Origin of the sequence: Methyloligella solikamskensis, from assembly GCF_042676065.1 — a bacterium.
In the GTDB taxonomy this organism is placed as follows: domain Bacteria; phylum Pseudomonadota; class Alphaproteobacteria; order Rhizobiales; family Methyloligellaceae; genus Methyloligella; species Methyloligella solikamskensis.
The window spans coordinates 228,241-250,545 of record NZ_JBHTJO010000002.1 but is presented as its reverse complement, the minus strand read 5'-3'; the positions used below and the strand labels follow the sequence as shown (position 1 = coordinate 250,545).

The following is a 22,305-nucleotide window of genomic DNA, read 5'->3' as shown; positions in this document are numbered from 1 at the left end:
GGATCTTTGGGTCGCCGACTTCTTGTCTAGTGCGCGTGCGTGAAGAGGCTGTAGGCGGCGTAGCAGAGCGCGATGGCGAGCACCGGCCGGAGCAGCCATTCCGGGGCGAGGCCGACGAGGCGTGTGCCCAGCAGCATGCCGGGGATAGACCCGACCAGCAGTGCCACCATAAGGACCAGATCCACATGGCCGAGGCCCATATGGCCGAGCCCGCCCACGAGCGTGAGCGGGACGGCATGGGCGATATCGGTGCCCACGACGCGGCGGGCGCGCAGCAGCGGATAGAGTGTCGACAGCACGGCCACGCCGATGGCGCCGGCGCCCACGGAGGTGAGGGTGACCAGGGCGCCCAGAATCACACCGAAAATGACCGTGGGCACGGTCCGCACGGGGACATCAAAATCCTCGCCGGAAAGCGGCCCCTTGATGAAGCGCGGATAGACGAGGATGGCCAGGGCGCTGGCCGGCAAGACGAAGACGAGGGCACCGCGAATAGATTCCGCCAGGGCCTCGGTGTTGAACGGCGTGAATGCCATCAACGCAAGGATCAGCAGAGACGCGGGGACGCTACCGGCGGCGAGGCGCAAGACGATTGGCCAGTCCACGTGGCCGAGGATGTGGTGGCGCCAGCCGGCCGTACTCTTGGTGATCGCCGCGTAGAGCAGATCCGTGCCCACGGCGATCTGCGGGCTCACACCGAAGGTGGAGATCAGCAGCGGTGTCATCAGCGCACCGCCGCCGACACCTGTCAGGCCGATCAGAAAACCAACGACACAGCCCGCTCCTACGAGCGGCAGGAAATCCACCACCCAGCTCATATCCGACATTCGCGCAACGAGTTCCCCTTGGAAGCGGGCCGCATCTGAACCCGGCTACCTCACGCCCCCGAGTCTACTAAATTTCGATGATGACCGGTACGCCGACGGAACGTAACAGGTTTGCCGCCTCTTGCGCACGCCTCTCGAACTCTGCGCGATCCGATGGTGAATCGCCGAGATCGGAGCACAGCCCGCGGGCCAGGAGGTCGCGGCTGAGAACGAAGGTATTCTCAGGCGTGGCAGCGCCGGATTGGGCGAAGGTGATGACACCGCCGGCCACAGTGGCGCCGTCGATGGCGCTCACCAGCACGAAATTGCCGGTGGCGGGCAGATCCTTAAACAGGTCGAACGCCGCCGGGCGCCCCAGCAGAATACGGCAATCCGCAATGTCGTTGACAGTGCAGGCATGGGCCGGCGCCGATCGCAGGGTCTCGAAATCGATCAGCGCGGAGATGCTGATGCTGCTGACGGGGACCTGATCGGTGTTGGTGAGCAACAGATAGCCGGCTTCCGGGTCAAACGGGGCTTCCGAGACCCACACGATCCGGGCTTCGACAACATCGCCGTTGACCGGCGCGTCGTCGGCTTCCGACAGCACGGCGCCGCGGGAAATATCGAGCTCCGCGTCGAGCTCGATGGCCACGGCATCGCCCTTGGCCGCCTCGTCGCGGTCGCCATCCATGGTGGCGATGCGCTTCACATGGGCCGCAAGGCCGCTGCGGGCATCGAGTATCCGGTCGCCGGGGCGGATCACGCCGGAGGCGACGGTGCCAGCATAGCCTCGGAAATCGCCATGGCGCAGCACGGTCTGAACGGGAAAGCGGAAGGGCGCATCGACCGCTTCCATGGCGGGCTCGACCCCTTCCAGATAGTCCAGCAGGCTCGGGCCGTCATACCAGGGCATGCGGGCGGACTGGCCGGAGACGTTGTCGCCGGTGAGCGCCGCCACGGGAATGGCCTGGACCTCTTCGAAGCCAAAGCTTTTCACCATCTCGTGGAACTCGGATTCGATCCGGCGGAAGGTCGCCTCGTCGTAATCGATCAAATCCATCTTGTTGACCGCCAGCACCACCTTGCGGATGCCGACCAGATCGCAGATGGCGGCATGGCGGCGGGTCTGGCGCTTGGCACCGTGGCGGGCGTCGATCAGCAGAATAGCGACATCGGCATGGGATGCGCCGGTCGCCATGTTGCGGGTGTATTGCTCGTGGCCAGGCGCATCGATGATGACATAACGGCGGCTTTGGCTTTCGAAGAAGCGCCAGGCGATGTCGATGGTGATGCCCTGCTCGCGCTCGGCCTGAAGCCCGTCGAGCAGCAGGGAGAAGTCGATCTCCTCGCCGTTCAAGTTGCTCCGCCCCTTGGAGGCGGCCAGCACGGCAGCGCGCTGGTCGTCAGGGACCGCGCCGGATTCCCAGAGCAGCCGGCCGATCAGCGTCGACTTGCCGTCGTCCACGGAGCCGCAGGTAAGCAGTCGCAGCATGCTGCCGGCGTTCTCCGCCGGCGCTGCCGCCGCGACATCCTGATCTACAAGCGCAGCCAAGTTCATTAGAAATATCCCTCGCGCTTCTTCTTCTCCATGGCGCCCGCCGTGTCGTGATCGATAAGGCGGCCGGCGCGCTCGGAGAACTTGGCACTCAGCGTCTCGTCGATGACGGATTCCAGATCGTCCGCCTCGGACTCGATGGCCGCGGTCAGCGGATAGCAGCCCAAGGTCCGGAAGCGCACCTTGCGCTGCTGGAGGGTCTCCCCGGGCTCGAGCTGAAGTCGGTCGTCGTCGGCCATGATGAACTGGCCGTTCCGCTCCACCACAGGACGTTCCTTGGCGAAATAGAGCGGCACGACATCCAGGTTTTCGAGCGCGATATAGCGCCAGACGTCGGCTTCCGTCCAGTTGGAGAGCGGGAAGACGCGAACCGTCTCGCCCTTGCCCAGGCGGCCGTTGAGGATGTTCCACATCTCCGGGCGCTGCAGGCGCGGCTCCCAGCGGTGGCCGGGGGCGCGGAAGGAGAAGACGCGCTCCTTGGCGCGGCTCGCCTCCTCGTCGCGGCGGGCGCCGCCGAACGCGGCATCGTAGCCGCCGGCGTCGAGCGCCTGACGAAGCGCCTGGGTCTTCATCACGTCGGTGTAGACGGAAGGCGGATGGTCGAACGGATTGATGTTCCGCTGACGGCCGTCTTCATTGGTGTGCACCACGAGATCGAGATCGAATTCCTTGGCCGTGCGGTCGCGGAATTCGATCATCTCGCGGAACTTCCACTTGGTGTCGATATGCAGCACCGGGAACGGCAGCTTGGCCGGCCAGAAGGCCTTGCGCGCCAGATGCAGCAGCACGGTGGAGTCCTTGCCGATCGAATAGAGCAGCACAGGCGTGCGGAACTGAGCCGCCGCCTCGCGGAAGATATGAATGCTTTCCGCTTCCAGCAGCTTCAGATGCGACGTGAGTACGGTCATGCCGGCTGCGGCTCCTTCTGGTCTTGCGGCTGGGTCTGCGTGATGGAGCTCACATGCAGCCCGCATTCCTTCTTGTCTTCGTTCTCCCACCACCAGCGGCCGGCGCGCGGATCCTCGCCCGGCTGCACGGCGCGGGTGCAGGGCTGGCAGCCGATGGACGGAAAGCCCTGGTCATGCAGCGGATTCACCGGCACGTCGTGGTCGGCGATGTAGGCGTCGAGCTCGTCGGCGCTCCAATCGGCCAGCGGGTTGATCTTGATCAGCTCATGGCCCTCGTCCCATTCGGCGAAGGGCATGTTGGAACGGTTTCCCGACTGCTCGCGGCGGATGCCCGTGATCCAGGCGGCGGCGCCTGCGAGCGACTTGTTCAGCGGGTGTACCTTGCGGATCTCGCAGCAGCGCTTGCGGTTCTCCAGGGAATGGCGGAAGCCGAAGATGCCGTCCTGGGAGAGGAGCTCCAGCACCTCCTTCGCATCGGGCTTCACGGCGCGGATGGGCAGCCCATAGCGCTCTTCGGACCGGGCCAGGGTCTCTTCCGTCTCCGGGAACAGACGTCCGGTCTGCAGGGTGAAGACATCGAATTCGGCATTCGAACGATCGGTGCCGGCGATGGCGTCGAGAATGGCCTGATCCTCGATGCCGAGGCTGGAGGAGAATGCAATCCGGCCATCCACGGCGCCGGCGATGATCGCCATGCGCGCAGCCAGGCTTCCCGCTGCGGCGAGCTTGGCATCCAGGGCTTCAGCCGCTTCAACACCGGACGCAGCATTGCCGGAGGGCTCGGAATCCGCTTTCCCGTTTCCGCCCTTGCTATTTCCACCTTTGGCAGCGCCGTGGCGCAGATGGACCGGATTGCGGCTCGAGCCCTGGTAGTTGTGATGATAGCGGTCGATCGATGCGCGCCAAGTCTCGAGACCGTCCTTGGGTTCGATCTCGACCGTATCGAAACCGCAGCGATAGAGAAACACCGCCTGGTCGGGCAGAACGTAGCCGACGGCCCGCAGCTCGCCAACGAACCCCAGACGGTCGCGCAGCAAACGCGCAAGGGTCATCCCCCTTCCGTCATTGAAGGTCGCAAACTCAACAGCGACGACAGACGCCTTTGCCGCGGCCTCCAGGGCCTCATCGTCGGCATCGGTCGCCAAGGTCACATCGGGGGCGTCGTTCCGGTTGAGCAACGCCCCATTTGAAAGATCAACCAGCGCCATAGAGCGCCTCCTTGAACGGATCGGCGCCAACACGCCGCCAGGTCTCCAGGAAAGTCTCGCCTTCATCGCGTTTCTCGATATAGGTCGAGACGATAGTGTCGATGGCATCGGGCACCGCCTCGGCGCGGAAGCCGGGGCCGATGATCGTGCCGATAGCGGCATCGTCCTTCGGGTTGCCGCCGAGCGTGATCTGGTAGAGCTCGGTGCCTTTCTTATCGACGCCGAGGATGCCGATATTGCCCGAGTGGTGATGACCGCAGGCATTGATGCAGCCGGACATGTTCACCCGGATATCGCCGATCTCCTCCTGACGCGTCGGATCCTCGAACCGCTTGGCAATTTCCTTGGCGATCGGGATCGAACGGGCATTCGCCAGGTTGCAGTAATCCAGGCCGGGGCAGCAGATCATGTCGCCCAGCAGGTCGTTGTTGCCGGTGGCGAGCCCCGCCTCGGCCAGCGCGTCGTAGAGCGCCGGGATATCGCCCAGCGCCACGTGCGGCAGAATGAGGTTCTGGGTGTAGTTCACCCGGATCTCGCTGTGGCTGTACTGCTCCGCCAGATCGGCAACCAGCTCCATGCCTTCCGAGCTCGCATCGCCCGGGGTGCGGCCAGGCTCCTTCAGGGAGACGACCACGATCCCGTGGCCCGGCACCTTGTGGGGCTTCACGTTGTGGCGCATCCACTGGGCGAAGACCGGATCGGTCTCGCGGCGCTGCTCGACAGCCTCATCGGTCACCGGCCCGGGCGTCAGCTCAGGCGGCTGGAAATAGGCGTCGATGCGCTCGTATTCCTCCTGCGGGAGGTCGACGAGATCCTTGCGGGTCTTCTCCCAATCGGCCTCGACCTCCTCGCGGAATTTGTCGATGCCGAGATGGTTCACAAGGATCTTGATCCGCGCCTTGAAGATGTTGTCGCGGCGGCCGTAGCGATTATAGATCCGCAGAATCGAATCCAGATAAGACAGCAAATGCTGCTTCTCCAGGAAGGGGCGAATCTCCTGTCCGACATAAGGCGTGCGGCCCATGCCGCCGCCGACCAGCACCTTGAAGCCGACTTCGCCGTTCTTGCCCTTCACCAGGCGCAGGCCGATGTCGTGGAAGGCCGTGGCGGCGCGATCCTCGGCGGCGCCGGAAATCGCGATCTTGAACTTGCGCGGCAGCCAGCTGAACTCTGGATGGAGCGTCGACCACTGGCGGATGATCTCGCACCAGACGCGCGGGTCCTCCAGCTCGTCATGGGCGGCGCCGGCGTAAGGGTCCGCCGTCGTATTGCGGATGCAGTTGCCCGAGGTCTGGATGCAGTGCATCTCGACATCGGCCAGATCGCTCAGAATATCCGGCACGTCCACCAGCTTGATCCAGTTGAACTGGAGATTCTGGCGGGTGGTGAAATGGCCGTAGTTGCGGTCGTATTTGCGGCCGATATAGGCGAGCTGACGCAGCTGGCGCGGCGACAGGACGCCGTAAGGCACGGCAATCCTGAGCATATAGGCGTGCAGCTGCAGGTAGAGCCCGTTGCGCAGGCGCAAGGGCTTGAACTCGTCCTCGTTCAGCTCGCCTTCGAGGCGGCGTTCCACCTGATCGCGGAACTCAGCTACCCGCTCGCGGACGAAGCCGTAATCGAATTCGTCATAGCGGTACATCGTACCAATCCTTCGTCAGTGTCGTGCGGTGTGCGGCCCTGATGCGTTCGCGCACCGAGGTGGCCGTCGGCACTCCATCCTCAACCTCAACAGCAATCGTGTAGGCGCCGACCACTTCGCGTGCTTCGACGGCCTTCTGGGTCTGCTCCTCCAGCGCTTCCACCTCCTCGTCGGTCTCGGCGATGCGCGCTTTCTCCAGCTCTTCCGTCCAGCTTCCGTCGGGCGCCAGATAGACCACGATGCCGTCCTCCAGACGGTTCGCGGTCATGGCCCGGATGGTGCCGGATTTTGCCGACCGGGGCTCAGCCATTGGCGACCCTCCGCGGCATGATCTCGTCGAATGTCCCCTGCAGCGCCGGGGCATCGAGCACCCGGTCCACCAGACCTTCGGCTTCCAGCCCTGCGACCTCGCCGAAGAACAGCACGGCGGGGCTCTTCAACTGGAGCCGCTCCGGGTCCTCGGCAACGAGGCGGAGCGTCGCTGCGACCCGGCGTTCATTGGGGCGGCTGGCATTCTCCACCGCCAGAACCGGCGTGTCGGGCGACCAGCCCGCGCGCAGAAGCTCGTCGGCCACCTCGCTGCAAACGGAGACGCCCATGTAGAGAACCAGCGTGTTTTCGCCGCCGGCCAGCGCCGTCAGACCGAGCCCGGTGAAATCGGGAGCCGCCCCCTTCGCCGCATGACCGGAGAGGAAGGTCACGCTGTGGGAATGGTCCCGATGGGTGAGCGGGATCTGGACGCTCGCAGCGGCCGCCACGGCAGCGGTGATGCCCGGCAGGACCTCGACGGAAATGCCGGCCTCACGCAGAGCCTGCAGCTCCTCGCCGCCCCGGCCGAAAACGAACGGGTCGCCGCCCTTGAGGCGGACCACCGTATGGCCCTGGCGGGCATGCTCGACCATCAGCCGGTTGATGTCATTCTGAGCCACCGAGTGGGCGCCCTTGGACTTGGCAACCGGCAGCATCAAAGCTTCGCGGCGGGCATGCTCCAGCACGCCCTCGCCCACCAGCCCGTCATAGAGAATGACGTCGGCGGATTTCAGCGCACGCACGGCCTTCAGGGTCAGCAGGTCCGGATCGCCCGGGCCTGCGCCGACCATCAGCACACGGCCGAGGCCTTTCGAGTCGTGCTCGCCCGCAACTGCGGCGTCGATCTCTTCGCCGAACAGACGCCCGGCTTCCGTTTCGTCGCCGTCGAGGGCGGCCTCGCCTGCAGGCCCGCCGAAGATACGGTCCCAAAGCTGACGCCGTGCGGCGCCTTCGGGAAGCTGGGCCGCGACGCGGTCTCGGAACGTGCCGGCGAGACGGGCCAGGCTGCCGAGACGCGGATGAAGCTCGCGTTCGAACGTGGCGCGCAGACGCTGGGCCAGCACGGGCGCCAGACCTTCGGTGCCGATGGCGACGGTCACCTCGTCGCGATCGACGATGGCGGCAAGCGCAAAGGTGCAAAGCTCAGGACGATCCGGCACGTTGACCGGCACGCCAAGCGCCCGTGCGATGGCGGAGACCCGCGCATCCTCCTGATCGTCCTCGGTGGCCGAGACGACGAGCGGACGGCTGCGAATCTGGTCGATGCCGGGTGCCGGCTCGATCTTGACGACCTTGCCGTCGGCTTCCAGCCGGGACAGCTCGTCATCGAGCGCATCGGCCGCGACCTCGACCAGGGCTGCGCGCTTCAGCAGCAGACGTGTCTTGATGCCGGCGAGCTCACCGCCACCAACCACCAGCGGCGGCTTGCCGTCGACCCTTACGAAGATGGGAAAGGTCCGCATAGCTAGCCTCCCACCACGAGACGTTCGGGCGGCAGATCGGCGAGACTATCCTCGGCGAGCTCCACCTCAAGCCCGTCCAGCTCGGGCGTCATGATGATCTGGCAAGACAGACGAGAGTGATCCTCGACATTGAAGGCGCCGTCGAGCATCTCGAGCTCCTCGTCGCTCTGGGGGAAGAGCTTGTCGAGCCACTCCTCCTTGACGCGCACATGGCAGGTCGCGCAGGCGCAAGCGCCGCCGCACTCGCCCTTGATGGGGAGTCCCCAGTCTCGGATCACTTCCATGACTCGCCAGCCCTCGAGGGCTTCGAGACGATGGGTGGTGCCGTCGGGCAGATGGACCGTGATATGCATTCGGGCCGACCTTGAAAATCCTGCCAAAAACCGTGGTGTGCGAGATCGAAATCGTCAGGGGCGCGGCGACGCCTTTGAAAAGCGCCCGCGCCCCGTTTTCGTCGCGCACACTAGTAAAAAATCATTCCGCATGTAAGCAGGATGGACGCAAAAAGCAGCAAAGACGTTCCTGCCAGCGCAAAAAAGTGGAATTATTTTCTTTTGAGGGCGTTAGACGCAATGAGAAGCGCTCGCGGGGCGGACGCGACGCAAAATCCTTCCCCTTGCTAGGGCCGATCGGCCTTTTAGGCGCTATTTGCGCTGATTTCCCTCCACCAGGGCATCCCGGATCTCCTCCAGGAGCTGGATGTCCTTGGGCGGCGGCACGGATTCGTTGCTTTCGTCCTCCTGCTTGCGGCGCAGGTGGTTCATGGCCTTCACCAGCCAGAACAGCACCCAGGCGACGATGATGAAGCTGATGCAGTTGTTGATGAAGAGACCATAGTTGATGGTGGGGGCACCCGCTTTTTCCGCGGCGGCGACGCTCTCATAGGTGTTGCCGTCCAGCGCGATGAAGAAATCGCTGAAATCGACGCCCCCCGTGACGACGCCCAGAGGCGGCATGACGACATCGTTCACCAGCGACTGCACAATGGTCGAAAATGCCGCGCCGATGATGATACCGACGGCCATGTCCACCACATTGCCGCGCAGGGCAAATTCCTTGAACTCCTTGACGATCGCCACTGGCTTGTCCCCCTCAGATTTCTCCCAAGCGTCAGGGGCGGCATTGCAGAGGCTTTTCGGGAAAGGCTTGCCACCGCCCTTCTTATCTGTGCCATGGTGCGGCCCATTATTGAAGCCATGCCTGAGGGGACCGGGCAGCAAAGCTTCGTATTTCGAAGCGCGATTTCGAAATTCGATTCGACGTTTGGGAGGGATGCGCGAACCATGTCGCAGGGTGCTCTAAGCGCACGCGCGCTCCATTGGCGGCACAGCCTCATTCTGGCGGCCGGGCTGCTCGGCGCGCTGGCCGTGACGGCCATCATCCTCACTTTCGGTGAGACCGAGTTCAACGCTTACGGATTCTTCGGCTTCCCGCTCGGCTTCTATGCGCTGGCCCAGGGGCTGGTCCTCCTGATCGCAGGCGGCGCCTTCTGGTATGCGCGGGTTCAGGACCGGCTCGACGAGGAGCTCGGCGAAAGCGAGGAGTTCTAAGGCCGATGCGTCCCGCCTTGCGCTTGCGCACACCCAACCCGCATCTCGGCGCCTATTTCGGGATCACGGCGAGCGCGTTCATCTCGCTATCCATCCTGCTTGCGCTTCTCGAGCAGGTCGGCTGGCGGGAAGCTACTCTCGGGCCGGCGCTGATCGTGCTGCCGGTGATCTTCTATCTCGCCGTCGCGGCCCGCACCCGGACCATGGAGACGGAGGATTATTTCGCCAGCGGCCGGCGGGTCCCCAGCGTCTATAACGGCTTCATGCTGGCAGCCACGACGATCGGCGGGATCGGCTACTTCGCCTATACGGGCACGGCGTTCTTTCTCGGCGTCGATGCGTTTGCCATCGGCATCGGCCTGACCTTCGGCATGCTGCTCTTCACGGTGCTGTTCTCGCCTTATCTGCGCAAGGCCGGCGCCTTCACGGTTCCGAGCTTCCTAGGCTTCCGCTTCGGGTCGAAGATCTTGCGGGTGGCGAGCGCCGCCGCCCTGATCATTCCGGTGGTTTTCCTGCTCGCCGCGGAGATCAAGATCGCGGGCCTCGTGGCGTCGATGTTCGTGCCCATCCCCTATTCCATCGCGGTGCTGTTCGTGGCGGCCATCGTCTGCGGCGTGGTGATCCTGGGCGGCATGCGGGCGCTCACCTGGACGGGCGGCGCCCAGTTCATCGTGGGCGCAATCGCCTTCGCCGTTCCTCTCGTCATCGTCTCGGTGCTGGTGACGGTGCTGCCGGCCCCGCAGCTCACCTATGGCTCGACCCTGAACGCGCTGGAGACGTCGGAGATCAATGCGGGCTTCAAGCCGGGTCCCGCCGAGGGGCTCGCCGAGGCCTTGCCGGGCAACACGGCGGAGGCCGTGCCGAAACCCTTCCTGGAGGCGTTCGGGGCGCTTTCGCCACCCGCCTTCGTGATGCTCTTTCTATGCGTGGCCATGGGAGCGGCTTGCCTGCCGAGCCTCTTGATGCGCACGGGCTCGTCCCTGACCGTCTCGGGCCAACGCTGGGCCGGGGCCTGGGCGGTGCTGTTCGTCGCGGTGTTCGCGATCAGCGTGCCGCCCTTGGCGGTGTTTGCAAAGGCGCTGATGTTCCAGGATCTGGCCCAGCTCCGCCCCGACCTGCTGCCGGAGTGGATGACGGCGCTGATCGACAAGCAGCTGATGTTCGCCCGCGACATGAACGCCAGCGGCGGGCTTCAGGCGAACGAGGTTCTGCTGTCGCGAGACGGCATTCTGCTCGCCTTTCCCATCGCGGCGAAGCTTCCAATCGTGTGCACGGTGATCGTGGCAGCCGGCGGCATCGCCATGGCCTTCGCCGCGGCCGGCTCACATCTCTATTCGCTCGGTGCCAGCGTGTCGGAGGACATCTACCGGCTGTTCGACAGGGAGGCCGCGGCACTCTTCGATCTGGATGTACCGCGTCTGCCGCGCCATACGGCGGTCTGGGCTGTGAGCGGCATCTTCGCGCTCGGTACGGCCATCTATCTCGCCATCGGCGATATCGATCTGATGCGCGCGGCCTTGAGCGCGTTCGCCCTGCTTGCGGCCACCTTCTTCCCTGTGCTGCTGCTTTCGATCTGGTGGCGGCGCTACACGGAACTCGGCGCGCTCGCCAGCTTGAGCGTCGGCGGCATCATAATGCTGGTGGAGCTTTTGGTGCGCGGCTTCTTCTCTTCCATCGATCTCAGCACGGGCACCATGGCCATCAGCGTTCTTGCCACGCTGCTGGCCATCGGAGCGGGTGTCGGCGTCAGCCTCTGGGACCGCGAGCCATCACCCGCCACCACCGCCTATTTCGACGGGCTGCGGGATCCGGAAGGCGAAGCGCTCTACGACGCGGCACGCCATCGTGCAGCCGCGGCCGCTGCGGCAGCCGCCCACTGAACGGTAATCACGCCCCTGCGACGCGGCCTATAAAGGAGAGCGCGATCTTCCGCCGGTGTGGCCGCGCCCGGTGCTCCAGCACATAGACGCCTTGCCAGGTGCCCAGCGTCATGGCCCCGCCTGTGACGGGGATATTGAGGCTCACCGCGTTGATCATCGACTTGATATGGCTCGGCATGTCGTCCGGTCCTTCTTCTGAGTGGGCGTAAGGCCGATCCTCCGGCGCGAAGATCTCCAGCGCATCGAGCAGATCCACCCTGACATTGGGATCGGCGTTTTCCTGGATGATCAGGGAGGCCGACGTATGACGGATGAAGGCGGTGAGCAGCCCCGCCTCGGCCCCGATCTCGCCGAGCCAGCGCTTCAGCAGGTGGGTGATCTCCACGAATCCCTTGCCTGAGGTTTCGATCTCGATCTGGTGATCGGCCTGGGTAACACCCGACATTCTCTCGCTCCCGAACTCGATTGCGCGCCTAACCTATCAGGCCGAATCGTTGGCCCGCCAGGGCTCGTGAAACCGAATGTCTCAACGCGGAGCGATGTTTAACCCGAAATTTACCCTAACGGCGCAGGTTCAAATCCGACTTTGCGGCGGCGCAGTGGGGCGTCCCGGTGATCATCTCAATATCGGACGGGCGGCATGGCTTCGGATCCCAACTTCAAGACGGACACAGCTCAGGGCGGCGAGGACTCGGTGGAGTCTCTGGTCAAGCACCTCATCAACCGTGTGGAAGAAAGCGAGCGCCGCTACAGCGATGCGCTCGAGGATCTGCACTCTCGGCTCGATCAGCTTTCCCAGGCGACCCGCGAGGCCAGATCGGCCAGCGGCGCTGACGACAGCGACACGCTCGACCGGCTGCATGAGCAGGTGAGCAGCCTCGCCAAGCGGCTTTCGGAGACGGAAACCGGCGAGACGGCTGAAGCAGCGGCGGAGGGCGATGCGCTTTCCAAGCTCGCCAAGGGCAGCGAGCCTTATGGGGATCTGCCGCCCACCGACACGTTCATGACGCCGGAAGACTCTAGCATGGAGCCGTCGGAGCCCGAGACGCCGAGCGAGGCGCTGGGGGACGACTACAGGAGCGCATATTTGCCTTCCTTCTTCGGTGTGGAGGACGATTCGGACCGCGACACGCCGGAATTGGATCTTCCGCCGCTGGTTGCCGACGAAGAGGCGCCCGCGCCGAAAGAGTCCACCCCGCCCGCTCACGATTTCGATTACTCGGGCCGCTTCGGCGGTGGAGACGACGAGGCGGCGTTCAAGGCCGCCATGGGCGACGATTCGGCCGCCTCGCTTCAGGCGCCGGCGCCCTACAGCGCGCCCTCTTCCGACGACGACACCGATTATGCCCGCCGGCTTTATGATGCGGCGCAGCGGCTGGAAGGCTCACTCGGCTCCATCGTGCCGAACGACCAGATCGAGTCCCTCAATGCGAAGATGGACGAGATCGCCAATCAGCTCGACCGCGCGCTTCAGCGCAGCGAGGGCGAGGCCCCGCAGCCGGACGCCCTGCAGAATATCGAGCAGCAGCTTGCCGATCTCGGCCAGCAGCTCGGCCGCACGGAGACGGAAGTCTCCAAGATCGGCACCATCGAGGCTCAGCTCACCCAGCTGATGGAGCATATCGACACCCAGCCGAGCATGGAGGATGTCGCCGAACGCGCGGCGGATTCCGCGGCCCAGAAGGTGGCGAGCGACGTGAAATCCAGCGCCGCGGAGCGTCTGGAGGCGATCCACAAGGATCTCACCGCCATGAACGAGCGCAGCACGACCACCGACGACCGGCTCGCCGACACGCTGGGCGCCGTGCACGAATCTCTGAAGAAGCTGGTTGAGCAGGCGGAGAAGCCTTCGCCGTCAGCGCCGATCCGTCGCGCGCCCTTCGCCGATGCCTATGCGGACGAGGACGAGGCCTCATACGACGAGCCGCCCGCCCTCACCGGCCACAAGGAGCCCGACCCCATGGAGGGCGCGCCCACTGCCGGGTCTGCGGGCGACAAGGAAGCCGGGCCGGATCGCAGCCTGCGCAGCCAGCTCTCCCAGGTGATGCCGGAAGACGAGGACGACGAGCCCGCCGGTCCGTTCGGCCGCAAGGGCACGAAGTCCGAAGAGGATGAGCCTCGCCGGCCCATGGCCTATCGCGACGAGGACGACGATTCCGAGAGCTCCGACAGCTTCGTGGCCGCCGCCCGCCGTGCTGCTCAGGCTGCGGCCGCCCAGGCCGAGCAATCGAGCAGCTGGGGCGACAAGAAGAAGCGCGACAAGACGCTTCCCGGCAGCGCCGTGGACGCGGATGGGCAGCCGAAGAAGAAGAAGCGCTCTTATCTGATGATCTTCGCGGTGATCCTGCTGATCGTCAGCGCCGCCCTGCTCTATAGCCGCCTCGGCTCCAAGCCGGAGAACGGTGAAGCTGTGGCGCCTGCGTCGGAAGAGCGGGCCCCTGCGGAAGGCTCCAGCGGCGAAGGAACGCCGGGTGCTGCGCCTAAGGATGCCGACAAGCCTGAGAAGTCGGGCCAGCTCGACAAGCCGATCGAGACCATGATCCCGCGCCAGCAGGAGGATATCGATGTGGGCCGCGAGGCGGTGCCGGAGCCGGATCTGCCGGGCTTCAAGCTGCCGACCCTGCCGCCCACCCCGGCCTCTGTGAGACGCGACAGCGGCCCTGAGCTGCCGCCGGGCGTGAGCCTGACGGTGGTGCCGGATCCCTCCTCCTCCGCCGCCAACCACGAGGTGAAGCTCAAATATGCCATGCCCGACGAATCCGCCGGCACCTACGCGCTTCGCCGCGCCGCCGCGCAAGGAGACGCCCGGGCGCAGTATCTGGTCGGCCTGCGCTATGCGGAAGGCGATGCCGGGATGCGCGACATGGAGAAGTCGCTGCGCTGGCTCCGCCTGGCGGCTACGGCGGGTCTCGCGCCCGCCCAGTATCGTCTCGGCGTTCTCTATGAGCGCGGCGAAGGGGTCGAGTTCGACCTGAACCAGGCCCGCGCCTGGTACGGCCGCGCTGCCAGCAAGGGCAACCTGAAGGCGATGCACAACCTGGCGGTCATCGAAGGCGGCAAGGAAGGCAAGGGCGACTATACGGACGCCGCGAAGTGGTACACGAAAGCCGCTGCCCACGGCCTGTCGGACAGCCAGTTCAATCTCGGCGTGCTGAAGGAGCACGGCCTCGGCACCTCGCTGGATCTCGTCGAAGCCTATAAGTGGTTCTCCTTGGCCGCGGCGAGCGGCGATACGGAAGCCGCAAAGCGCCGCGATGCCCTGCGGGACAAGCTGACGGGCGATCAGCTCGCCAAAGCCGAAGCGGCCGCCGGAGGCTGGAAGGCAAAGGAGACCGACGAGGAAGCCAACGAGGTGAAAGGCAAGGCCTCCTGGATGGCCGATGCCAAGGAGCCCAGCCCCGCTCTGGTCAGCAAGGCCCAGTCGCTGCTCAACTCCCTCGGCTACGATGCCGGCCCGGTGGATGGGGCGCTTGGCGAGATGACCCGCAGCGCCATCCTGGATTTCGAGCGCCGCAACGGCCTGCCGGAGACCGGCGAGGTCAGCATTCCGCTGGTCTCCCGGCTGGAGAAGCTCGCCGGATAAACCCCGCGCTCAAAGCAACGGAATTTAAAGCGCCTCCGGTCCAAATTCGGCCGGAGGCGTTTTTTATTGTCCCAGCGGTCCCCGCCTCGGCTACCCTCCATTGACAGGGGGGTCCGCGGCGAACACGCTTGCGTCACGAATAAGAAGTCAAAGCCGACGCTCGATGCTCCAGGTTTATCTCCCCATTGCCGAGATATCAGTGAACCTTCTGGTGATCCTGATGCTCGGCGGGGCCGTCGGCTTTCTCTCCGGCATGTTCGGGGTCGGAGGCGGCTTCCTCCTCACCCCCTTCCTGATGTTCCTCGGCATCCCGCCGGCCATCGCGGTTGCCACGGGCGCCAACCAGATCGTCGCCTCGTCGGTCTCCGGCGCGCTGGTGCAATGGCGGCGCGGCAATGTCGATACGACCATGGGCGGGGTGCTGATCGTAGGCGGCCTGTTCGGCTCGTTCGTCGGCGTGTTGCTGGTCAACCTCTTGAAGTCCTACGGCCAGGCGGATCTCACCATCGCGCTGGGTTACGTGACCTTCCTCGGCACCATCGGCACGCTGATGCTGGCGGAAAGCGTGCGCGCGCTCCGGCGAGAGCGGGCCGGCAAGCCGGTGAAGGGAAGGCGGCCGGGCGAGCATAGCTGGGTCCACGGCCTGCCCTTCAAGATGCGGTTTCACCGCTCCAAGCTCTATATCAGTGCGATCCCGGTGCTCATGATCGGCTCCATCGTCGGCATTCTGGTCTCGGTGCTGGGCGTGGGCGGCGGCTTCCTCATGGTGCCGGCGATGATCTACATCCTGCGCATGCCGACCTCGGTGGTCATCGGGACCTCGCTGTTCCAGATCATCTTCGTCACCGCGGCGGTGACCATGCTGCATGCGGTGTTCAACCAGACCATCGATATCCTGCTGGCGTTTCTCTTGATCATCGGCGGGGTGCTGGGCGGGCAGTACGGCGCGCGCGCGGGCCAGAACCTCAAGGGCGAGCAGCTTCGTGCGCTGCTGGCGATCATGGTGCTGGCGGTCGCGATCCGGCTGCTGCTCGGGCTGGTGATCACGCCCGACGACCTCTACACCATCGCCCCGGTGGAGACGCCGCGGTGGTAAGGCTCGCGCACCATATCCGGCAGTTCAGCCTGGCTCTTGCTCTCGGGCTCGGGGCTGCTGTGCTCGCCACGGCTGCTTCGGCCCAGCCGCCGAGCGGCCCGGAGGACATTCCCACGGAACGGGTGCATACCGACATCTCGACCCGGGAGATCGCCATCCAGTCGAACTTCACGGGTATCGAGATCGTGATCTTCGGCGCGGTGGACTATGCACCGCCGGACCCGAACGCCCCGCCCTACGACGTGATCATGGTGATCCGCGGGCCGAACCAGAACATCGTTGCCCGGCGGAAAGAACGGATGGCCGGTATCTGGCTCAATGGCAGCTCGAAGGTGTTTCACGACATCCCGGGCTTCTATGCCGTGCTCTCTTCGCGTCCCTTGCGGGCCATTGCGTCGGAGGAGACGCTGAAGGAGCTGAAGGTCGGCTTCACCGCCCTCGATCTCGGCCCGGACGACAATTCCTCGGTGAGCGACGACCTGTTCCGCCAGGCGGTGATCCGCAACAAGGAGGAGAACCTGCTCTTCCAGTATCTGGACAACGCCGTCACCTTCATCGGGCGCAGCCTGTTCCGTGGCACGGTGGACATGCCCGTCAACGTGCCCATCGGCGCCTATACCGCGGAGGTGCTGCTGTTCCAGGACGGCAAGTTGTTGAGCAAGGACGAGAGCATGCTCAACGTCCAGAAGGTCGGGTTCGAACGCGGAGTCTACATCCTCGCCTTCCAGCACCCGATCCTCTACGGCCTCCTGGCAGTGGCCATCGCGCTGCTCATGGGGCTCGGCGCCTGGGGCCTATTCCGCCGGGATTAGGCGGGGAGACATTCGGGCGTCATCCCTGCGAAAGCAGGGATCCAGTACCCCCTGTCTTCGCGAACAAAGAACATCGGTGGTTACTGGATTGCCCGGTCAAGCCGGGCAATGACACCGGAGGTGAGCTTAGGGCCTGCACCCTTCGAGACGGGCCTGCGGCCCCCTCAGGGTGAGGCGAGAGGGCGTGCCTGGCGGCTTTAGGCCGAGGAGGGACAGCCTTCCTCCTCTTGGTGAGGGCGAGCGCAGCTCGCGTCTCGAACCATAAGGACCTACTCGCGAAACAGCGCGGCTCCGAAAATCGGATAGACTGCATCGCGGCCCAACAGCCAGGCCGCGAGACGCTCGCGGGACAGCAGTCCGGCAAAGGCGTCGGAGAAGATGCTCAAGCCCCCGGCATACGAGCCAAATGCCGGCATCACCATCTTGTCGCCGTCGGTGGCGAAGCATTTCCGCCGGATAGCCTCGCCCCGGGCGGTGATGCGCGCCACCGGATGCAGATGGCCGGCGATCTCCTGACCGGCCCGGGTGGGCTCGTGGCGGCAGGTGATGCCACCGATGGCCAGGGACTCGCAGACCGTCCCGCCCAGCGCGGACGGGATCTCCGGATCGTGGTTGCCGGTCACCCAGTACCACTCCCGGCCTTCCTGCAACTCGGCGATGGTCTCGCGCTCTTCCTCCGGCAAGAAGGCCGCAACCTCGGACGTATGGAAGCTATCCCCCAGGGCCACGATGCGAGCGGGATCGAAATAATCGACCACCTTGCACAGGCGCCACAGGGTCATCCGGGTATCGTAGGGCGGCAGCATGCTGCCGCGCCGGGCGAAGGCCGCGCCCTTCTCCAGATGGAGATCGGCGACCAGCAGGGTGCGCTGGGCTTCCCAGTAGAGCGCGCCTTCGGAATGGGGAATGAAGTCCTGACCGCACAGCTTGAGGCTGGGGTCGTCGCGTTCGCCGCGGGGCATGGCCGTATCAGGGCTCACCGCGACCAGCCGCGGCTTCAGCGATAAGTTCATCGACGGTTTCACGGAGCAGAGTCTCCTTGGCGTCGCCGGGCACCGTTTCGCGCCCGATCTCGAGCATGACAGGAACTGAGAGGGGTGAGACTCGACTCAATGCATGGTGGGTGATTCGCCCCCGTACACGCTTGAGAAATTGCCCCAATCTGGCGATGTCGACAAGTCCTGTCGCCGCATCCGCCCAGGCGGCCTGGAGGAGAATGTGATCGGGCTCATGGGCGCGGAGCACATCGTAGACGAGATCGGAGGAGACGGTCATCTGGCGGCCGGTCTTCTCCTGGCCCGGATGGCGGCGTTCGATAAGGCCGGAGATGATGGCGCAGGTGCGGAAGGACCGCTTCATCAGGTTGGATTCGGCGAGCCACGCGTCGAGATCGTCGCCCAGCATGTCCTCGTCGAACAGGGCTTCCAGATCGAGGCGGCCGGAGCGGATCATGGCGCCCATATCGCTCAGGCCCCAGATGGCGAGCGCGTATTCGTTGGCGACGAAGCCGAGGGGACGAGCGCCGGCCCGCTCCAGGCGGCGGGTGAGCAGCATACCCAGGCTCTGATGGGCAAGGCGGCCTTCGAAGGGATAGCAGACGAAATAGAATTTGCGGCTGCGGGGGAAGGTCTCCACCAGGATCTCATCGGGGCTCGGTACGGCGGAGACCTCCGCCTGGAGGCGCAGCCAGTCGGAGACCTGCTCCGGCAGTCCGGCCCACTGGCCCTGGTCTGCGAAGATGCGACGGACTCGATCGGCCAGATAGGTAGAGAGCGGAAACTTGCCGCCATCATAGGATGGGATCTTCGGCTCGTTCTTGGTGGTCCGGGTGACGATGGCGTCGTTCTCGCGGATGCCTTCGAAGCGGAGCACCTGACCGGCGAACAGAAACGTATCGCCAGGCGCGAGCTGCTCGATGAACCACTCCTCGACCTCGCCCAAGACCTTTCCCGCGGCCAGCACGGATTTCGGCTTCAGCGCGCCGCCCTTTCCCCGCGCCAGCCGCACCCGAAGCATGGGTGCCTCGACGATGGTGCCGGCGTTCAGACGGTATTGCTGGGCGACGCGGGGATGGGCGATGCGCCAGAGGCCTTCCGGCGTCTTCCGCATCTTGGCGTAGCGGTCGTAGTGAGAGAGCGCATAGCCGCCCGTCGCCACGAAATGGACGATGCGGTCGAAGTCTTTCCGGGAAATGCCGTGATAGGGCGAAGCACTTGCCACTTCTTCATAGAGCGCATCGGCATCGAAGGGGCCTGAGCAGGCGACGCAGAGCACGTGCTGGGCGAGCACGTCCAGCGCTCCGGGGCGGAAGGGCGGCGTGTCCTGCGCCCCTTCGGCTGCGGCCTCCAAGGCCGCGCGGCATTCGACGACCTCGAAGCGGTTGGCGGGGACGAGCAGCGCCTTGCTCGGCTCGTCGAGCCGGTGATTGGCACGGCCGATGCGCTGGGCGAGACGGCTCGCCCCCTTCGGGGCGCCGACATTGATGACGAGATCCACGTCGCCCCAGTCGATGCCGAGATCCAGGGTCGAGGTGCAGACCACGGCGCGCAGCTTGCCGGCCACCATGGCGGCCTCGACCTTGCGGCGCTGACCGACATCGAGGGAGCCGTGATGGAGGGCGATGGGGAGATTGTCCTCGTTCCAGTCCCACAGGAGATGGAACAGCATCTCCGCCTGGGAGCGGGTGTTCACGAACATCAGGCTCATCTTGTGAGCCTTGATGGCTTCGTAGATCTCCGGCAGCGCATAGCGCGCCGAATGGCCCGCCCAGGGAAGATCGGCCTCCGATGGCAGGATGGAGATATCAGCGCCGACGCCTGCCGGGGCGGTGACGATCTCGGCAAGCCTGGAGCTCTTGGCCTGCGCGTTCGGCACCAGGAAAGCGGCGAGCTCGGTCGGTCGCGCCACGGTGGCCGACAAGCCGACAGCGCGAAGATCGGGCGCGAAGCTTCTGAGGCGGGCAAGGCCCAGCGCCAGAAGATCGCCGCGCTTGGTGGAGGCGAAGGCGTGCAGCTCGTCGAAGATCACCATGCGCAGATTGGCGAACATCTCCGCGCTGTCCTTGTGGGACAGCATCAGCGCAATCTGCTCCGGCGTGGTGAGCAGGATATCGGGCGGCTTCAGGCGCTGACGTTGCCGCCTGGAGGCGGGCGTGTCGCCGGTGCGGGTCTCCAGCGTAATGGGAAGGCCCATCTCCTCGACAGGTGCAGCGAGGTTGCGGGCGATGTCGACGGCGAGCGCCTTCAGGGGCGAGACATAGAGGGTGTGGATGCCCTGGGAGGGCGCCCCCTCTTTCCGGTCCGCGTTCCGCTCGGCAAGCTCAACGAGGCTCGGCAGGAAGCCGGCAAGAGTCTTGCCGCCGCCGGTCGGCGCGATCAGAAGCGTGTCCTTGCCGGCTTGGGCCGCCGCCAGCAATGCCAGCTGATGGGCATGAGGCTGCCAGCCGCGGGATTCGAACCAGCCGGCGAATGGCTCCGGCAACGCGCGGGATGCGCTTTCTGCCGGGCGGATACTCGCAGCCTTCATCGGGGGACAACACTCCACGGTTCACACGGTAACGCTTGACCTTGCGCGCCCGCCTACCCAACTTTGGCTTGCAACCTTGCGATGACAAGGCGCAGCTCGAACGATTGAGAGGATATCAGGCGATGGAACGGTTTTTCGGCGGCAATCCGGCGCTCGTACTGCTTCGCCTGGCTATCATCTCGCTCATCGTCGGCATGCTGCTCGCAGCCTTCGGGTTCAGCCCGTTCGAGATCGTGGAGAGCATCCAGCGGCTCGCCAACTACATCTACAATATGGGCTTCCGGGCCATCGAAGAGTTCGGCCGCTACTTCCTGCTGGGCGCCGTGCTGGTCTTCCCGATCTGGCTGATCGCGCGGGTGCTGAAGCTGATGACGGGTAGCGGCTCGAGCCGCCGCAGCGCGGAAGCGGATCTCCCGCCCCCGCCGCGGCACTAGTCATAAGCGCTTAAAGCGGCAGGCGGTCGGCCCATTCGGTGGCGCTGACGCCGACCAGCTCCTTCAGGCTCGATTGCGGGCCTTCGTCGAGGCGCTTCAAGATCGCGCGCTTGATGTCGGTGAGCAGTCCCGGCCCTTCGAACACCATCCCCGTATAGAGCTGTATCAGCGAGGCGCCGGCCTCGATCTTCTCCACCGCCTTTTCACCGGAATCGATACCCCCCACCCCGATCAGCGGCAGCTTGCCGTCGGTGAGCAGATAGAGCTCGGCCAGAAACTTGGTGGAGCGGGCGAAGAGCGGGCGGCCGGAAAGCCCGCCAGCTTGCGCCGCGAACTCTTGGTCGTGCAGCCCCTCGCGGGACAGGGTCGTATTGGTGACCACGATGCCGTCGATGCCGCCGCGGCGCGCCACGGAAATGATCTCGGGCAGCGCCTCATGATCGATATCGGGGGCGAGCTTGATGAGGAGGGGCGGGACGCGGCCCGTGGTCTCGCTGGGCTGTCGCGCGGCGCTCAGCGCGCCCAAGAGCTCACACAGCGCCTCGGGCGATTGCAGATCGCGCAGGCCCGGTGTGTTGGGGGACGAGATGTTGACGGTGAAGTAGCCGGCGACCTCGGTGAGCCGCTCGATCCCTTTCACATAGTCGGCGATGCGGTCGGTGCTGTCCTTGTTGGCGCCGATATTGACGCCGACCACGCCTGGGCAGCGTCCGCGAAGTCTTTCCAGCGCCGCCAGATGGCCCTCATTGTTGAAGCCCATGCGATTGATCACGGCGCGCTCCTCTTCCGACCGGAAGAGACGGGGCTGATCGTTGCCGGGTTGCGGGCGCGGCGTCACCGTGCCGACCTCTGCGAAGCCGAAGCCCATCTCGATAAGCTGGGGGGCGACTTCGGCGTTCTTGTCGAAGCCGGCCGCCATGCCGATGGGGTTCTTGAAGGTCAGACCCCACAGCTCCTGGGACAGGCGCGGGTCGTCGGGCTCGGTCGCGCGGGGAAACAGGCCCATCTGGAGCGCGCGGATAGTGAGGCCGTGGGCCATCTCGGGATCGAGGCGGCGCAGGGCGTGCTGGCCCAGCCCGTAAAGCGAGGGGGTGAGCCAGGACATGCCGGAAGAACGCGAGCCGCTCACTGGCCAACGCCCATTTTGGTGAGGACGGCGGCGGGCAGGATGTGCTTGCCATCGGCGCGGATGGGCAGCGGCTCGGACCATTTCAAAGCCGACAAGGGCAGCGTCCCGTAGAGATGGGGAAAATCCTCGCCACCACGGGATGCCTCCCAGCGAAGATCGCCGGCGATACTGTCGGCGTCGAAGGCAAGCAGCATCAGATTGTCCTCGCCTACGAAATGCTTGTCCAAGGTGCCGGCGACCTGGGTCCGGGTGGAAAGATGGATGTAGCCGTCGCGCAGATCGTCGGCGGAGCCTTCCAGCAGCCCGCTTTCCTCCGCTTTCGCGAGGGCGCCCACATCGGTGATCTTGTAGAGGGTATCGCTCATCTTGCCTCGAGGGCATCCAATAGCATGAGTCTAGCGG

General features: G+C 65.2%; 20 protein-coding genes and 1 pseudogene. 6 read left to right on the top strand and 15 right to left on the bottom strand.

Annotated features, from left to right (window positions below):
- Positions 1-26 precede the first annotated feature (26 nt).
- The 10 genes and pseudogenes from ACFQ2F_RS14215 to mscL form a co-directional block, all read right to left on the bottom strand.
- Entirely contained in the window at positions 27-827 is an 801-nt protein-coding gene (locus ACFQ2F_RS14215) for a sulfite exporter TauE/SafE family protein (RefSeq protein WP_379091166.1), read from the bottom strand.
- A gap of 67 nt (positions 828-894) precedes the next feature.
- Positions 895-2,367, bottom strand: coding sequence for a GTP-binding protein (locus ACFQ2F_RS14210; RefSeq protein WP_379091164.1), 1,473 nt, complete (start codon positions 2,365-2,367; stop codon positions 895-897).
- Positions 2,367-3,272, bottom strand: coding sequence for a sulfate adenylyltransferase subunit CysD (cysD, locus tag ACFQ2F_RS14205; RefSeq protein ID WP_379091162.1), 906 nt, complete (start codon positions 3,270-3,272; stop codon positions 2,367-2,369). The genes ACFQ2F_RS14210 and cysD overlap by 1 nt, the downstream gene beginning before the upstream one ends.
- Positions 3,269-4,009, bottom strand: a complete 741-nt coding sequence (locus tag ACFQ2F_RS14200; RefSeq protein ID WP_379091577.1) for a phosphoadenylyl-sulfate reductase — start codon at positions 4,007-4,009, stop codon at positions 3,269-3,271. The genes cysD and ACFQ2F_RS14200 overlap by 4 nt, the downstream gene beginning before the upstream one ends.
- A 123-nt stretch (positions 4,010-4,132) precedes the next feature.
- Positions 4,133-4,480: pseudogene (locus ACFQ2F_RS14195) on the bottom strand (DUF934 domain-containing protein); the annotation flags it as partial.
- Positions 4,467-6,122 (bottom strand): nitrite/sulfite reductase, encoded by a 1,656-nt coding sequence (locus ACFQ2F_RS14190; RefSeq protein ID WP_379091160.1) that lies wholly within the window; start codon positions 6,120-6,122, stop codon positions 4,467-4,469. The gene ACFQ2F_RS14190 and the pseudogene ACFQ2F_RS14195, both read right to left, overlap by 14 nt.
- Positions 6,109-6,432, bottom strand: a complete 324-nt coding sequence (locus ACFQ2F_RS14185; protein ID WP_379091158.1) for a DUF2849 domain-containing protein — start codon at positions 6,430-6,432, stop codon at positions 6,109-6,111. The genes ACFQ2F_RS14190 and ACFQ2F_RS14185 overlap by 14 nt, the downstream gene beginning before the upstream one ends.
- Complete coding sequence (gene cysG / locus ACFQ2F_RS14180; protein ID WP_379091156.1) at positions 6,425-7,894, bottom strand: siroheme synthase CysG; 1,470 nt, start codon at positions 7,892-7,894, stop codon at positions 6,425-6,427. The genes ACFQ2F_RS14185 and cysG overlap by 8 nt, the downstream gene beginning before the upstream one ends.
- Before the next feature lie 2 nt (positions 7,895-7,896).
- Positions 7,897-8,247 (bottom strand): 2Fe-2S iron-sulfur cluster-binding protein, encoded by a 351-nt coding sequence (locus tag ACFQ2F_RS14175; protein ID WP_379091154.1) that lies wholly within the window; start codon positions 8,245-8,247, stop codon positions 7,897-7,899.
- Between the two features lie 291 nt (positions 8,248-8,538).
- A complete protein-coding gene (gene mscL, locus ACFQ2F_RS14170; protein WP_379091575.1) occupies positions 8,539-8,967 on the bottom strand; it encodes a large conductance mechanosensitive channel protein MscL in 429 nt (142 codons plus the stop codon).
- A 210-nt stretch (positions 8,968-9,177) separates the two neighbouring features.
- On the opposite strand from mscL, the gene ACFQ2F_RS14165 reads away from it, so the two are divergent.
- Both ACFQ2F_RS14165 and ACFQ2F_RS14160 read left to right on the top strand, forming a co-directional pair.
- On the top strand, positions 9,178-9,444 hold the full coding sequence (locus ACFQ2F_RS14165) for a DUF4212 domain-containing protein (RefSeq protein WP_379091152.1): 267 nt from the start codon (positions 9,178-9,180) through the stop codon (positions 9,442-9,444).
- Between the two features lie 5 nt (positions 9,445-9,449).
- Positions 9,450-11,324, top strand: coding sequence for a sodium:solute symporter family transporter (locus ACFQ2F_RS14160; protein ID WP_379091150.1), 1,875 nt, complete (start codon positions 9,450-9,452; stop codon positions 11,322-11,324).
- Between the two features lie 7 nt (positions 11,325-11,331).
- Here ACFQ2F_RS14160 and ACFQ2F_RS14155 read toward each other — a convergent pair whose 3' ends face one another.
- Positions 11,332-11,769, bottom strand: coding sequence for a secondary thiamine-phosphate synthase enzyme YjbQ (locus ACFQ2F_RS14155; protein ID WP_379091148.1), 438 nt, complete (start codon positions 11,767-11,769; stop codon positions 11,332-11,334).
- A gap of 195 nt (positions 11,770-11,964) precedes the next feature.
- Between ACFQ2F_RS14155 and ACFQ2F_RS14150 the strand changes: the two genes are divergently transcribed.
- From ACFQ2F_RS14150 to ACFQ2F_RS14140, 3 genes are all read left to right on the top strand, one after another.
- The gene (locus tag ACFQ2F_RS14150; protein ID WP_379091146.1) at positions 11,965-14,907 is read left to right on the top strand and encodes a peptidoglycan-binding protein; all 2,943 of its coding nucleotides are present in this window, start codon (positions 11,965-11,967) and stop codon (positions 14,905-14,907) included.
- A gap of 163 nt (positions 14,908-15,070) precedes the next feature.
- Positions 15,071-16,003, top strand: coding sequence for a sulfite exporter TauE/SafE family protein (locus ACFQ2F_RS14145; protein ID WP_379091144.1), 933 nt, complete (start codon positions 15,071-15,073; stop codon positions 16,001-16,003).
- Complete coding sequence (locus ACFQ2F_RS14140; RefSeq protein ID WP_379091142.1) at positions 15,997-16,815, top strand: TIGR02186 family protein; 819 nt, start codon at positions 15,997-15,999, stop codon at positions 16,813-16,815. Before ACFQ2F_RS14145 ends, ACFQ2F_RS14140 begins: the two co-directional genes overlap by 7 nt.
- A gap of 269 nt (positions 16,816-17,084) precedes the next feature.
- Here the strand turns inward: ACFQ2F_RS14140 and pdeM are convergent, their stop codons facing one another.
- Both pdeM and ACFQ2F_RS14130 read right to left on the bottom strand, forming a co-directional pair.
- Positions 17,085-17,828 carry a ligase-associated DNA damage response endonuclease PdeM gene (gene pdeM / locus ACFQ2F_RS14135; RefSeq protein WP_379091140.1) on the bottom strand — a complete coding sequence of 248 codons (744 nt, stop codon included), beginning with the start codon at positions 17,826-17,828 and terminating at the stop codon, positions 17,085-17,087.
- Positions 17,785-20,325, bottom strand: coding sequence for a ligase-associated DNA damage response DEXH box helicase (locus tag ACFQ2F_RS14130; protein ID WP_379091573.1), 2,541 nt, complete (start codon positions 20,323-20,325; stop codon positions 17,785-17,787). The genes pdeM and ACFQ2F_RS14130 overlap by 44 nt, the downstream gene beginning before the upstream one ends.
- 137 nt (positions 20,326-20,462) lie before the next feature.
- Between ACFQ2F_RS14130 and ACFQ2F_RS14125 the strand changes: the two genes are divergently transcribed.
- Positions 20,463-20,774, top strand: a complete 312-nt coding sequence (locus tag ACFQ2F_RS14125) for a DUF6460 domain-containing protein (RefSeq protein WP_379091138.1) — start codon at positions 20,463-20,465, stop codon at positions 20,772-20,774.
- Between the two features lie 10 nt (positions 20,775-20,784).
- On the opposite strand, the gene ACFQ2F_RS14120 is transcribed toward ACFQ2F_RS14125, so the two are convergent.
- Complete coding sequence (locus ACFQ2F_RS14120) at positions 20,785-21,879, bottom strand: quinone-dependent dihydroorotate dehydrogenase (protein ID WP_379091571.1); 1,095 nt, start codon at positions 21,877-21,879, stop codon at positions 20,785-20,787.
- Positions 21,880-21,899: 20 nt separating this feature from the next.
- Positions 21,900-22,268, bottom strand: coding sequence for a DUF952 domain-containing protein (locus tag ACFQ2F_RS14115; protein ID WP_379091136.1), 369 nt, complete (start codon positions 22,266-22,268; stop codon positions 21,900-21,902).
- Positions 22,269-22,305: the final 37 nt, after the last annotated feature.

What these genes read in the sequence shown, in the direction of transcription:
- ACFQ2F_RS14175 (WP_379091154.1), bottom strand. Translation starts at nt 8,247, where the DNA reads ATGCATATCACGGTCCATCTGCCCGACGGCACCACCCATCGTCTCGAA.
- ACFQ2F_RS14190 (WP_379091160.1), bottom strand. Translation starts at nt 6,122, where the DNA reads ATGTACCGCTATGACGAATTCGATTACGGCTTCGTCCGCGAGCGGGTA.
- ACFQ2F_RS14125 (WP_379091138.1), top strand. Translation starts at nt 20,463, where the DNA reads ATGGAACGGTTTTTCGGCGGCAATCCGGCGCTCGTACTGCTTCGCCTG.
- ACFQ2F_RS14155 (WP_379091148.1), bottom strand. Translation starts at nt 11,769, where the DNA reads ATGTCGGGTGTTACCCAGGCCGATCACCAGATCGAGATCGAAACCTCA.
- cysG (WP_379091156.1), bottom strand. Translation starts at nt 7,894, where the DNA reads ATGCGGACCTTTCCCATCTTCGTAAGGGTCGACGGCAAGCCGCCGCTG.
- pdeM (WP_379091140.1), bottom strand. Translation starts at nt 17,828, where the DNA reads ATGAACTTATCGCTGAAGCCGCGGCTGGTCGCGGTGAGCCCTGATACG.
- ACFQ2F_RS14120 (WP_379091571.1), bottom strand. Translation starts at nt 21,879, where the DNA reads ATGTCCTGGCTCACCCCCTCGCTTTACGGGCTGGGCCAGCACGCCCTG.
- ACFQ2F_RS14150 (WP_379091146.1), top strand. Translation starts at nt 11,965, where the DNA reads ATGGCTTCGGATCCCAACTTCAAGACGGACACAGCTCAGGGCGGCGAG.
- ACFQ2F_RS14210 (WP_379091164.1), bottom strand. Translation starts at nt 2,367, where the DNA reads ATGAACTTGGCTGCGCTTGTAGATCAGGATGTCGCGGCGGCAGCGCCG.
- ACFQ2F_RS14215 (WP_379091166.1), bottom strand. Translation starts at nt 827, where the DNA reads ATGTCGGATATGAGCTGGGTGGTGGATTTCCTGCCGCTCGTAGGAGCG.
- ACFQ2F_RS14115 (WP_379091136.1), bottom strand. Translation starts at nt 22,268, where the DNA reads ATGAGCGATACCCTCTACAAGATCACCGATGTGGGCGCCCTCGCGAAA.
- ACFQ2F_RS14185 (WP_379091158.1), bottom strand. Translation starts at nt 6,432, where the DNA reads ATGGCTGAGCCCCGGTCGGCAAAATCCGGCACCATCCGGGCCATGACC.
- cysD (WP_379091162.1), bottom strand. Translation starts at nt 3,272, where the DNA reads ATGACCGTACTCACGTCGCATCTGAAGCTGCTGGAAGCGGAAAGCATT.
- ACFQ2F_RS14165 (WP_379091152.1), top strand. Translation starts at nt 9,178, where the DNA reads ATGTCGCAGGGTGCTCTAAGCGCACGCGCGCTCCATTGGCGGCACAGC.
- ACFQ2F_RS14145 (WP_379091144.1), top strand. Translation starts at nt 15,071, where the DNA reads ATGCTCCAGGTTTATCTCCCCATTGCCGAGATATCAGTGAACCTTCTG.
- ACFQ2F_RS14160 (WP_379091150.1), top strand. Translation starts at nt 9,450, where the DNA reads ATGCGTCCCGCCTTGCGCTTGCGCACACCCAACCCGCATCTCGGCGCC.